This window comes from Anaerosalibacter sp. Marseille-P3206, from assembly GCF_900155565.1.
GTDB lineage: Bacteria > Bacillota > Clostridia > Tissierellales > Sporanaerobacteraceae > FUHM01.
Map to the genome: position 1 here is coordinate 44,006 of NZ_FUHM01000002.1, position 11,816 is coordinate 55,821.

The following is an 11,816-nucleotide window of genomic DNA, read 5'->3' on the forward strand; positions in this document are numbered from 1 at the left end:
TGTTGTAATAAATACAGTAATGGATTAGAATATTATATATAATTAGTATTAGAGGAGGAAATTGACTTGTTGTATGCAATGTTTTTTCTTATTGTTTTATTGGATCAATTTACAAAATACTTAGCAGTTAAACATTTAAAATTTAATGAACCTATTGTTTTGATTAAAGATTTTCTAAAACTGAATTACGTAGAAAATTATGGTGCCGCATTCGGTGTAATGCAGAATAAGAAGTATTTCTTTATAATCACAACTTTGATTGTCATTATCACAATAATAGTGTTTTTAAAGAAAAACTTTTATCATTTAAGTAAGCTGATGAAGGTTTCATTAGTAATGCTTTTAGCAGGTGCAATAGGAAATCTAATTGATAGAATTCGTTTATCATATGTTGTAGATTTTATATCCGTTAGATTCAGTAATGGGTATGAGTTTCCTGTGTTTAATATAGCTGATTGTTTTATTGTTATATCAACTATTTTAATAGTAATAATGATTTTATTTGAGAAATATGAAGTTTAATGGAGGAAATAATGAAAATTGTTAATATATATGTTGGTGAAGAGGACAGTGGAAGAATTGATGCATTTTTGGCTAAAGAGTTAGATGAATTGTCGAGAACTTATATTCAAAAACTTATTAAAGACAAATTTGTAGAGGTTAATGGCAAGACTGTAAAATCAAGATATCTAATAAAAGAAGGAGATTATATAACAGTTAAACTATCTAAGCCTAAGGAAATTGAAATAATTCCAGAAAATATACCCATAGATATAGTTTATGAAGATGAGGATATTGCAGTCATAAATAAACCTAAGGGGATGGTTGTTCATCCAGCTCCAGGCAATTATTCAAAAACACTTGTCAATGCACTTTTATTTCACATGGATAGCCTTTCTTCTGTAAATGGAATCATAAGGCCTGGAATAGTACATAGGATTGACAAGGATACTTCTGGTTTGTTAGTAATTGCAAAAAATGATTTTGCACACCTTGTATTAGCAGAACAGTTAAAGGAGCATAATATTAGTAGGGTATATACAGCATTAGTTCATGGAAATTTAAATGTAGATAAGGGGACGATAAATGCTCCCATTGGTAGAAATCCAAAGGATAGAAAGAAAATGGCTGTTACAAATATAAATAGCAAAGAAGCCATTACTAATTATGAATTAATGGAGAGCTTTAATAACTATTCATTGATTAAGGCAAAGTTAGAAACTGGTAGGACTCATCAAATAAGAGTCCATATGGCACATATTAATCATCCTGTAGTGGGAGATCCTGTTTATTCAAATATAAAAACTAAATTTAATACAAATGGTCAATTACTTCATGCAAAAAAATTAGGCCTAATTCATCCGAGAAGTAAAGAGTACATGGAATTTGAATGTGATTTGCCTACTTGTTTTAACAATGTAATAAACATATTGAGAAAAAGGATAGGGGGATAATTCATGACTACTAAGGCAACAATTTTAGATAAAAAGGCTATTGAAAGAGCTACTACTAGAATAGCAAATGAGATACTTGAGAGAAATAGAGGTACTGAAAATTTAGTATTAGTAGGTATAAAAACAAGAGGTGTACCTTTTGCTAAAAGACTTTCAACTAAGATAAATGAAATTGAAGGTGTTAAAATTCCTGTACTTACTTTAGATATAGCATTATATAGAGATGATTTGACAGAAAAATATGAGAGTCCTGTTGTAATTAATGATGATTTTGAAGTTAATATTAATGATAAAATAGTTGTATTAGTTGATGATGTTATATTTACAGGAAGAACTGTACGAGCAGCATTAGATGCATTAATTGATAAAGGTAGGCCAAGGAAAGTACAACTTGCTGTATTAATAGATAGAGGTCATAGGGAGTTACCTATTAGGGCAGATTATGTTGGCAAAAATGTACCTACTTCTAGAAGTGAAATTGTTAGTGTTAACTTCCATGAAATCGACAGTATAGATCAGGTTGTAATAAAAGAAAAAGGTAGAAATTAATTTTCTACCTTTTTTATCTTATCAACTTCACTTTTAGAAGGATTTATGAAAAGTGTATTATTATTTTCATAGATTACCATACCTGGCTTAGCACCATTGGGCTTTTTTACATTTTTTTTGTAGGCATAGTCAACTGGAACATTTTGGGAACTCTTGGCTTTACTATAAAATGCAGCTAACAATGCCCCCTCATATAGTGTACTATCTGGAATTTCTTTATTTTCTGTTCTTATTATCACATGGCTTCCTGGAATATCTTTTGTATGAAGCCATAAATCATCTTTATTTGCAAATTTTAAAGTTAAATAATCATTTTGCACATTGTTTTTTCCAACATATATATTGAAGTTATCAGAAGATACAAAATGATGTGGCTTAGATACTTTAGATTTAGTTTTTTTCTTCTTTGCCTTATTTGAACCTTTAATATATCCTTCATTTATTAGTTCTTCTTTAATTTCATCTAATTCATATACTTCTGTACAATTGTCGATACTTATTAAAACATTTTCTAAATATTCTATTTCAGATTCATTTTGAAGAATTTGATCTTTTAACAATTTTTCAGCATTTTTTAGCTTAGCATATTTTTTATAATTCTTTTGAGCATTTTCTGATGGGGATAGCTTTGGATCTAATGTAACTGTTATTTTTTCCATATTTTCTGTATAGAAATTCTCTAGTTCAATACTACTCATTCCCTTTGAAATTTTGTATATATTTGAGGATATTAAATCACCATAGATTTTATAATGCTCTCTATTTTCTGCTTCTGCTAATTCCTCTTTTTGCTTAATTAGTTTTTTCAATGATCTATCAAGTTTTACTTGAATAGATTTTTTCATAGATAGAGATTTTTGACCTATTCTATCGATTAAATCCTTATTGTAATAGTATTTATCTAAAATATAGCTTATAGAAGGATTTTGTTCAACAGTCATATCTCCATATTGTGTTAATGCCAATGAATGAAAAGCGAGTATTTCATCTCTGTCCATATGGTATACAATATTAGGATTATATTTGTTAAGGGATATATCGTTCATTAAATTCTTAAAAGCATTATAGACTTTTTCTTTATCATTATCATCTAAATACTCTAAGGTTTTTCTTTCATCAATTGAACTTCTATAGCATATTTCTCTACTGATTAATGGACTTAATCCAATAAAGTTTGTATATAAAAATTTGAAAACGGGTATATTTCCATTGTTATTATTAATTTTTTCTATAAAAGTATTAAAGCTAATATCAATAGGATTAACTTTATTCCCTGAAGGAGGGAAGTTATATTTAAGACCTGGAAGAACTTGACGTACCCTGCTCATGTCAGCAGAAACCCTTTTTATAGAGTCTATTATTACATTAGAGGATTTATCAACTAATATAATATTACTATGTTTTCCCATTATCTCAATGATTAAATGCTTAGTACTCAATTCTCCCATTTCATCCATTGATTTTATATCTATACTTATAATTCTATCTAATTCATATTGATATATATCAGTAATTACACCACCTATCAAATGTTTTCTCATTAGCATACAAAACATAGGTGGAGAAGAGGGATTTTGTTTTGAGTATTCTGTTAGATATATTCTAGGGTTATTACTACTTGCAGAAATTAATAGCTTATAGTTTTTACCTAGTTTGCGAAGATGAATCAAAATCTCATCTTTTTCTTGCTGATAAATTTTATCTACTTTACTTTCACTTAGTATACATTTTAGTTCATAAGCTATATTTCTTGTTACGATTCCATCAAAAGACATTTAAACTCCTCCAATTCTCTTATTATGTTAAGTATAGCATTTAATTATCAATAAATAAATAGTTTATACAACAAGAAGAAGATATTAAACTTTTGTAATAGTCTATGGATTAATTAAAGTAATAGCACTATAATTTATATTTAATTACACAAATAATTAGCTTTTGTTGATGTTCATTAAAACATATGAAAGGGTGAGGAATATGATAAAGAGTATGACGGGTTTTGGCAGGGGAGAGTATAGTGATGGAGTACATACATTTACAGTTGAGATAAAAACTTTAAATCATAGATACAATGATATTATAATTAAATTACCTAAGTATATAAGCTATGTTGAAGAAAATACAAAAAAATTAATAAAGGAATATATAAATAGAGGTAGAGTTGAAGTATATATTGCTTTAGAGTATATTGATGATGGAAATACGGAAGTTAAAGTAAATACTTCATTAGCAAAGTCATATAAGATAGCTTTTGAGAGTATAGTTAATGAATTAGAATTAGATGAAAAAATCACATTAGAACACTTAATAAAGATGCCGGATATTATAAAAGCAGATAGAACAGAAGATGATGAAAATGAGATTTGGTTATGTCTTCAAACAGCTTTGAATGAAGCTCTTAACAATGTAGTTGAAATGAGAATAAGAGAAGGCGAAGAGCTTGTAAAGGATATTAGGCATAGAACTGTAAAAATAAAAGAATTGATAGATATAATAAAGGAGAGAGCACCTTTAGTTGTTGAAGAATATAGAATAAAACTAAAAGAAAGAGTTGAAGAACTTCTTCTTGAAGAGTATAAACTAGATGATTGCAAACTTGAAAACGAAGTTGTATTTTATGCTGATAGAAGTAATATAACTGAAGAAATAGTTAGGTTTAATAGTCATATTAAACAACTTAATGATTGCTTAGATAGCGAGGAATCAGTGGGTAGGAAACTTGATTTTCTTATTCAAGAGTTAAATAGAGAAGTAAATACTATTGGTTCTAAATCTAGTGATATTGAAATTGGAAATACTGTTGTAGAAATAAAGAGTGAACTTGAGAAGATTAGGGAGCAAATTCAAAACATAGAATAAAGGAGGTTAAGATATGAATATTAAGCTTATTAATATTGGATTTGGCAATATAGTTTCAGCAAATAGGATAATTGCTATTGTAAGTCCTGAGTCAGCTCCTATTAAGAGAATGATTCAAGAAGCTAGAGATAGGGGAATGCTAATCGATGCAACTTATGGACGAAGAACAAGAGCTGTTATCATTACAGATAGTGATCATATTATACTCTCAGCTGTACAACCAGAGACTGTTGCTCATAGATTGAATAACAAAGATACAATAGATATTGAAGGAAACAAAAAGGAGGAATAGACATGGAAGAAGGCTTATTATTAGTGGTTTCAGGACCTTCTGGCTGTGGAAAAGGTACTATATATAAAGAACTTCTTAAGAGAAATGGAAAAATTAATATATCAATTTCTGCAACAACTAGAGAAGCTCGAGAAGGGGAAATTGATGGTGTAGATTATTTTTTTATAAATGAAGAAAAGTTTGAATCAATGATTAAAAATAATGAATTTTTGGAATATGCACATGTACATACAAATTATTATGGTACTCCAAAAAGTTTTGTTTTTGATAAAATAGAAAAAGGAAATGATGTACTTCTAGAAATTGATGTACAAGGAGCAATGCAGATAAAAGAAATATATCCAAAAGCAATATTTATTTTTATTCTTCCACCTTCTATGGAAGAACTAAAAAACAGAATTATAAAGAGGGGTACTGAAAGCTTAGAAAATATCGAGATAAGATTAAATAATGCCAACAAAGAATTAGAATATATAAATGAGTATGATTATGTTGTAGTTAATGATGAAGTAATAAAAGCGGTAAATAAAGTAGAATCTATCATTCAAGCAGAAAAATGCAAGACAGAAAGACAAATAAAAAATATTAATAATATATTATAAGGAGGTATTTGGGATGTTACATCCTTCTATTGGAGAAATAACAAAAAAAGCAGACAGTAGGTATACTTTAGTTATGCTTACTTCTAAAAGAGCGAGACAAATAGTAGATGGTTCTAAACCTTATATAGATACTGATTCAACTAAACCTGTTAGTATAGCAATTGCGGAAATATTAGAAGACAAAATTTCATATAGAAGACCTGAGATAAAAGGATTAAAGTAGGTGATAAAATGTTAGACGGCAAAAATGTACTAGTAGGTGTAACAGGTGGAATAGCAGCATATAAAGTTGCTGATGTGGTAAGTAAGCTTAAAAAATTAAATGCAAATGTTAAAGTTATAATGACTAAAGCTGCAACTGAATTTGTTGCACCTTTGACATTTCAAACACTTTCCCAAAACTTTGTTTATGTAGATATGTTTTCTGAACCAAAGACTTGGGAAGTTGAACATATTTCATTAGCTCAAAGTTCTGATATAGTATTGATTGCACCTGCAACTGCTAATATTATTGGTAAAGTAGCTAATGGAATTGCAGATGATATGCTTACAACAGTAATAATGGCTACTAATGCAAAAGTTGTTTTTGCACCTGCTATGAATACAAACATGTATTTAAATCCTATTGTGGTTGAAAATATCAATAAATTAAAGAACTTGAATTATGAATTTATTAATCCTAGTGAAGGTCGTTTGGCTTGTGGAGATTATGGAACAGGGAAAATGGCTGAACCTATAGATATTGTTAAATATATTGAAAGCAGATTGGTTAAAGATGATTTGAAAGGCAAAAAGATTATAGTTACTGCTGGTCCAACTATGGAACCACTAGATCCTGTCAGGTATATGACAAATTTCTCAAGTGGAAAGATGGGCTACTCACTAGCAGAAGAAGCTAGAAATAGAGGTGCAGAAGTAGTTTTAGTTACAGGACCAACAAATCTTAATATTCCAAGTGGTATAAAAGCCATAAGAGTTAATACTACTATGGAGATGTTAAATGCTGTAGAAGAGGAATTTGATGATTGTCATGTACTGATTAAGTCTGCAGCACCTCTTGATTATAGACCTCTAGTTGTTAGTAAATCAAAGATAAAAAAAGATGAGGATACATTAGAATTAAAATTTGTTAAAAATCCAGATATAGCTATGTATTTTGGTAAGAAAAAGGCTGAAAAGATTTTAGTTGGATTTGCAGCTGAAACAGATAATATCATAGAACATGCTAAGGGAAAGTTAAAGAGAAAGAACTTTGACTTTATAGTGGTAAATGATGTATCTAGAGAAGGTGCTGGATTTAAAACTGATACCAATATAGCAAGTATTATAGATAAAAGTGGTGACATTATGGAATATCCACTTATGAGTAAAAAAGAATTAGCAAATGTTATTTTAGATAAAGTAGCAAAATTGTTAAATTAAAAGCTAGATTAATTAACTTCTAGCTTTTAATTTTTAATATGAAGAGGATTGATAGTATGAATTTACTTACTGCCAAAGTCATCATAGATAACAAAGCTTCAAATACAGACAAACCTTATACTTATCTTATTAGAAAAGAAATGGAAGATGATATAAGGGAAGGCATGAGGGTAATAGTACCATTTGGTTTGGGAAATAGGATGATAAAAGGTATTGTTATAAAAATAGAATATGATAATGTAGATATTAATAGGCTAAAATATATAGAGGAAGTATTAGATGATAAACCTATAGTATCAAAAGAAATGATAGAATTATGTTTATGGATGAGGAATTACTATCTATCATCTTACATGGATGCACTTCGTGTAGCTATGCCGCCAGGTGATTTTAAAAGATTAAATACTTATATATATATTGGCAATAAATATACAACAGATAAAAATAGTGATTTATCTTCATTAGAAGTTGATATTATGCATTTACTTATGAAAAGAGAAAGAGTGAGTTATGAAGAGTTGAAGAGTAATATAAATAGTGGAAGACTCTTTAAAACTATTAGGCAATTAGAAGAAAAAGGATTTGTTGAAACAACTTTAGAAGTAGAGACAAAGATAAATAAAAAATATGAGAAGTATGTGTATTTAAATAATAGAAAAATTAAAATTGAAGAATTGTTGTCAGATTTAGATAATAGGGCAATAAAGCAAAAAGAAATACTTAAGTACCTTTATGAAGTAAAAGAAATTTCTATGAAGAACCTTTTAAAAGCTACTAATACATCTTCAGGAGTGGTAAAAGCACTACAGAAAAAGGGAAAGCTAACTATTGTTGAAAAAGAGGTGCTGAGAGATCCTATACCTAGTCAAATTTTAAAATATGACAAACATCATTTGACTGTTTTACAAAAGCAATGTTTAGATACTATATTAACTGATATAAAGAATAAAAAATATGATACATTTTTAATTCATGGAGTTACAGGTAGTGGAAAGACGGAAATTTATCTACAGCTAATAGAGGAATACTTGAAAAATGGAAAAGATGTAATAGTATTAGTTCCTGAAATATCTCTTACACCACAAACGGTAGAAAGGTTCGTTGGAAGATTTGGAGGAAATGTAGCAGTACTCCATAGTAGACTTTCTTATGGTGAAAGATTTGATGAGTGGAGAAGGATAAGGGAAGGAAAGGTACAAATAGTAGTTGGTGCAAGATCTGCAATTTTTGCTCCTTTTAAAAATTTGGGATTGATAGTAATAGATGAAGAACATGAAAATAGCTATAAGTCTAGTATGAATCCTAAATATGATGTGATTCAAGTTGCAGATAGAAGATGTAAAATTGAAGGCGCTACATTGGTGATGGGAACGGCTACTCCCTCGATTGAAACCTATTATAGAGCTGTAAATGGTGAAATTGGTTTGATTACCTTAGCTGAAAGAGTAAATAATAAAGCTTTACCTGAAATGAGTATAATAGATATGAGGGAAGAATTAGATAAAGGTAATAAATCAATATTTAGTAATGAGTTATTTAATGCAATAGGAAAGAACCTAAAAAACAAAAAGCAAACTATGTTGTTTTTAAATAGAAGAGGGTATTCAACTTTTGTATCTTGTAGGAAATGTGGTTATGTTGTAAAGTGTAAAAATTGTGATGTAACTATGACTTATCACTTAAAAGAAAACAGACTTAAATGTCACTATTGTGGGTTATCAATAAAAGCTCCAACAATATGTCCAGATTGTAAAAGTAAATATATAAAATATTTTGGCATTGGGACGCAAAAAATAGAAGAAGAAATAAAAAAATATTTTCCACAAGCTAAAGTGGCTAGAATGGATTTAGATACTACAAGTAAAAAGAATAGCCATTTAAAAATATTTAATAGTATGAAAAAAGGAGAAATTGATATCCTAATTGGCACACAAATGATAACAAAGGGTTTAGATTTTCCATTTGTAACTTTGGTTGGTATTATAGCTGCTGATACAAGCTTAAATTTACCTGATTTTAGATCCTCAGAAAGAACTTATCAGCTACTGACACAGGTAGCAGGAAGAGCTGGTAGAGGAGATTTTGAGGGAAAAGTGATTGTACAAACATATAATCCAAACCATTTTAGTATTGACCTTGCCAAGGATTATGATTATATTGAGTTTTATAATAGAGAGATTAAAATAAGAAAAGAATTTGATTATCCTCCTTTTAAGAGTATCATTACTATAATTACATATGGTACTGAAGAAAAAAAAGTGGAATTATATTCGAAAGATATATATAATAGTATTTTGAAGGAGTTAAAAAAAGTAGATAAAAGTAAGTTGATATATGATATATTTGGACCTAATCCAGCTCCTTTAGAGAAACTTAATAATAATTATAGATGGCAAGTTATTATTAAAGCAGATAATAAAAACATGGATATGTTAAAAGAAGTGGTTAAGTGGGTATGTATTAATAATAGTCAAAAGAAACAATTTAGTAATTTAAAATATAGTATAGATATTAATCCAAATTCAATATTGTAGGGGGAATGAAATATGGCAATCAGACAACTTAGGTATTCAGAAGACCCTATTTTAAGAAAAAAATCTAGGGAAATAACTGATATAAATGATAGAATAATAACATTATTGGATGATATGGCAGAAACTATGTATGAAAGCGAAGGTGTTGGTTTAGCTGCACCACAAGTTGGAGTTTTAAGAAGAGTTGTAGTTATAGATGTTGGAGATGGACTTTTAAAGCTTATTAACCCAGAGATAATAGAAACTAATGGGGCAAGCATAGACTATGAAGGGTGTTTAAGCGTTCCTGGTGTTTCTGGAAAAGTAGAAAGACCTGAGAAAGTAAAGATTAAGTATTTAGATTTAGATGGAAATGAAAAAGAACTAGAAGGAACTGGTCTTTTAGCAAGGGCTATGTGTCATGAGATTGATCATTTGAATGGAATACTTTTTATAGATAAAACTATAGAAGAAGAGTAGGAGTGTGCATATGAAGATTATTTATATGGGTACGCCTGATTTTGCAGTTTTCCCATTGCAAAAACTATTTGAAGAAAATAACAATATACCACTTGTTGTTTCTCAGGAGGATAAACCAAAAGGTAGAGGTAAAAAGTTATTACCAACACCTGTGAAAGAAAAGGCTTTAGAATTAGGTTTAGAAGTTTTTCAGCCAAAAGACATAAATAGTGAGGAAAGTATTAAAAAGATAAGGGATATACAACCTGATTTTATAGTAGTGGCTGCTTATGGACAAATTCTTAAAGAGGAAATACTTTCTATACCTAAATATGGTTGTATCAATATTCATGCATCTCTTTTACCAAGATATAGAGGTGCTGCACCTATAAACTGGGTTATAATAAATGGTGAAAGTGAAACTGGTATAACAATTATGAAGATGGGTAAAGGATTGGATACAGGAGATATATTGCTTAAAGAGAGCATACCAATAACAGAAGAAGACGATTCAATAACTATTCATGATAAATTATCAAACTTGGGAGGAAATCTAATAGTTAAAGCTTTAAAAGGAGTAAAAGAAGGGTATATTAACCCTGTAGAGCAAGATCACTCAAAGGCAAATTATGCCCCTATGATTTACAAGAAGATGGGAAGGATTGATTGGAGTAAGTCAGGTGAAGAGATTGTAAATTTTATTCGTGGATTAAAGCCATGGCCTTTTGCATATACTTTTTATAATGATTTAAATATAAAAATTCATAAGGCTAGGGTTACCGATAAGTTTAAAGATGGTGTAAATGGGCAAATTGTAAAGGTAACTGAAGAAGGTGTATTTGTTAATACAAAAGATTCATGTGTTGTAATTGAAGAATTACAATTCCCAGGAAAAAGAAAAATGCTAGTTAGTGAGTTCATCAAGGGTAATAATTTAGAAGTAGGAATAGTTTTAGAATAGGAGGGATCGTATGTATGGTTACTATTATGATCCAGGAATGATTATTCTCCTTCCAGCGATACTTTTATCACTATATGCTCAAGCAAAAGTAAATAGTGCATTTAGTAAATATCTTAGGGTACCCAGTTATTCTGGTTATACTGGAAGAGAAGTTGCTAGAATGATTTTAGATAGAAATGGGCTTTATAATGTGAGAGTAGAACCTATTGATGGCCAACTTACAGATCATTATGATCCTAGAACAAATGTTATAAGACTATCATCGAATGTATATAATGGTACTTCTATTGCAGCGTTAAGTGTTGCAGCTCATGAAACAGGTCATGCTATACAGCATGGTGAAGGCTATTTTCCACTGATTGTAAGAAACAATATTGCACCTGTAGCAAATATTGGAGCACGTTTTGTTTGGGTTTTGATACTTCTAGGATTTTTAATGAGTAGTTCTACATTGGTAAATGCAGGTATAATATTATATCTTGCTGTAGTATTGTTTCAAGTAGTAACTTTACCTGTAGAATTTAATGCAAGTAGAAGAGCATTAGTGCAATTAGAATCGGGATTTATAAGTTCTAATGAAATGGGACCTGCAAAAGAAGTATTAAAGGCAGCTGCACTGACATATGTTGCAGCGACATTAGTTGCTATTGGTCAGCTTATAAGATTGATATTATCTTCTAATAGAAGAAGAGACTAAAGAGGTGA

General features: G+C 29.4%; 13 protein-coding genes. 12 read left to right on the forward strand and 1 reads right to left on the reverse strand.

The window, feature by feature from the left end:
- Positions 1 to 66 precede the first annotated feature (66 nt).
- The 3 genes from lspA to pyrR are packed head-to-tail and all read left to right on the forward strand — an operon-like array spanning position 67 to position 2,003.
- Complete coding sequence (lspA, locus tag BQ9840_RS01385) at positions 67 to 522, forward strand: signal peptidase II (protein WP_077367325.1); 456 nt, start codon at positions 67 to 69, stop codon at positions 520 to 522.
- Between the two features lie 11 nt (positions 523 to 533).
- Complete coding sequence (locus tag BQ9840_RS01390; RefSeq protein ID WP_077367327.1) at positions 534 to 1,454, forward strand: RluA family pseudouridine synthase; 921 nt, start codon at positions 534 to 536, stop codon at positions 1,452 to 1,454.
- A 3-nt stretch (positions 1,455 to 1,457) separates the two neighbouring features.
- Positions 1,458 to 2,003, forward strand: a complete 546-nt coding sequence (pyrR, locus tag BQ9840_RS01395) for a bifunctional pyr operon transcriptional regulator/uracil phosphoribosyltransferase PyrR (protein ID WP_077367329.1) — start codon at positions 1,458 to 1,460, stop codon at positions 2,001 to 2,003.
- Here pyrR and BQ9840_RS01400 read toward each other — a convergent pair.
- Positions 2,000 to 3,778, reverse strand: coding sequence for an Rqc2 family fibronectin-binding protein (locus BQ9840_RS01400; protein ID WP_077367331.1), 1,779 nt, complete (start codon positions 3,776 to 3,778; stop codon positions 2,000 to 2,002). The two genes, pyrR and BQ9840_RS01400, sit on opposite strands and share 4 nt — an antisense overlap.
- A 202-nt stretch (positions 3,779 to 3,980) precedes the next feature.
- On the opposite strand from BQ9840_RS01400, the gene BQ9840_RS01405 reads away from it, so the two are divergent.
- The 9 genes from BQ9840_RS01405 to BQ9840_RS01445 are packed head-to-tail and all read left to right on the forward strand — an operon-like array spanning position 3,981 to position 11,808.
- Complete coding sequence (locus BQ9840_RS01405) at positions 3,981 to 4,862, forward strand: YicC/YloC family endoribonuclease (RefSeq protein WP_077367333.1); 882 nt, start codon at positions 3,981 to 3,983, stop codon at positions 4,860 to 4,862.
- Between the two features lie 13 nt (positions 4,863 to 4,875).
- Positions 4,876 to 5,154, forward strand: coding sequence for an extracellular matrix/biofilm regulator RemA (gene remA / locus BQ9840_RS01410; protein ID WP_077367335.1), 279 nt, complete (start codon positions 4,876 to 4,878; stop codon positions 5,152 to 5,154).
- Between the two features lie 2 nt (positions 5,155 to 5,156).
- The gene (gmk, locus tag BQ9840_RS01415) at positions 5,157 to 5,756 is read left to right on the forward strand and encodes a guanylate kinase (protein WP_077367337.1); all 600 of its coding nucleotides are present in this window, start codon (positions 5,157 to 5,159) and stop codon (positions 5,754 to 5,756) included.
- Positions 5,757 to 5,769: 13 nt separating this feature from the next.
- On the forward strand, positions 5,770 to 5,979 hold the full coding sequence (gene rpoZ / locus BQ9840_RS01420; RefSeq protein ID WP_077367339.1) for a DNA-directed RNA polymerase subunit omega: 210 nt from the start codon (positions 5,770 to 5,772) through the stop codon (positions 5,977 to 5,979).
- An 8-nt stretch (positions 5,980 to 5,987) separates the two neighbouring features.
- Complete coding sequence (gene coaBC, locus BQ9840_RS01425; RefSeq protein ID WP_077367341.1) at positions 5,988 to 7,178, forward strand: bifunctional phosphopantothenoylcysteine decarboxylase/phosphopantothenate--cysteine ligase CoaBC; 1,191 nt, start codon at positions 5,988 to 5,990, stop codon at positions 7,176 to 7,178.
- Positions 7,179 to 7,216: 38 nt separating this feature from the next.
- On the forward strand, positions 7,217 to 9,712 hold the full coding sequence (gene priA, locus BQ9840_RS01430) for a primosomal protein N' (RefSeq protein ID WP_234978592.1): 2,496 nt from the start codon (positions 7,217 to 7,219) through the stop codon (positions 9,710 to 9,712).
- Positions 9,713 to 9,724: 12 nt separating this feature from the next.
- Complete coding sequence (def, locus tag BQ9840_RS01435; protein ID WP_077367345.1) at positions 9,725 to 10,171, forward strand: peptide deformylase; 447 nt, start codon at positions 9,725 to 9,727, stop codon at positions 10,169 to 10,171.
- Positions 10,172 to 10,181: 10 nt separating this feature from the next.
- Positions 10,182 to 11,111: a methionyl-tRNA formyltransferase gene (gene fmt / locus BQ9840_RS01440; RefSeq protein ID WP_077367347.1), complete on the forward strand. Its 930-nt coding sequence runs from the start codon at positions 10,182 to 10,184 to the stop codon at positions 11,109 to 11,111.
- Between the two features lie 10 nt (positions 11,112 to 11,121).
- On the forward strand, positions 11,122 to 11,808 hold the full coding sequence (locus BQ9840_RS01445) for a zinc metallopeptidase (RefSeq protein ID WP_077367349.1): 687 nt from the start codon (positions 11,122 to 11,124) through the stop codon (positions 11,806 to 11,808).
- Positions 11,809 to 11,816 lie beyond the last annotated feature (8 nt).

Excerpts from the sequence above, each read along its gene's own strand:
- BQ9840_RS01390 (WP_077367327.1), top strand. The coding sequence starts at position 534 with ATGAAAATTGTTAATATATATGTTGGTGAAGAGGACAGTGGAAGAATT.
- pyrR (WP_077367329.1), top strand. The coding sequence starts at position 1,458 with ATGACTACTAAGGCAACAATTTTAGATAAAAAGGCTATTGAAAGAGCT.
- BQ9840_RS01400 (WP_077367331.1), bottom strand. The coding sequence starts at position 3,778 with ATGTCTTTTGATGGAATCGTAACAAGAAATATAGCTTATGAACTAAAA.
- BQ9840_RS01405 (WP_077367333.1), top strand. The coding sequence starts at position 3,981 with ATGATAAAGAGTATGACGGGTTTTGGCAGGGGAGAGTATAGTGATGGA.
- remA (WP_077367335.1), top strand. The coding sequence starts at position 4,876 with ATGAATATTAAGCTTATTAATATTGGATTTGGCAATATAGTTTCAGCA.
- gmk (WP_077367337.1), top strand. The coding sequence starts at position 5,157 with ATGGAAGAAGGCTTATTATTAGTGGTTTCAGGACCTTCTGGCTGTGGA.
- rpoZ (WP_077367339.1), top strand. The coding sequence starts at position 5,770 with ATGTTACATCCTTCTATTGGAGAAATAACAAAAAAAGCAGACAGTAGG.
- coaBC (WP_077367341.1), top strand. The coding sequence starts at position 5,988 with ATGTTAGACGGCAAAAATGTACTAGTAGGTGTAACAGGTGGAATAGCA.
- priA (WP_234978592.1), top strand. The coding sequence starts at position 7,217 with ATGAAGAGGATTGATAGTATGAATTTACTTACTGCCAAAGTCATCATA.
- def (WP_077367345.1), top strand. The coding sequence starts at position 9,725 with ATGGCAATCAGACAACTTAGGTATTCAGAAGACCCTATTTTAAGAAAA.
- fmt (WP_077367347.1), top strand. The coding sequence starts at position 10,182 with ATGAAGATTATTTATATGGGTACGCCTGATTTTGCAGTTTTCCCATTG.
- BQ9840_RS01445 (WP_077367349.1), top strand. The coding sequence starts at position 11,122 with ATGTATGGTTACTATTATGATCCAGGAATGATTATTCTCCTTCCAGCG.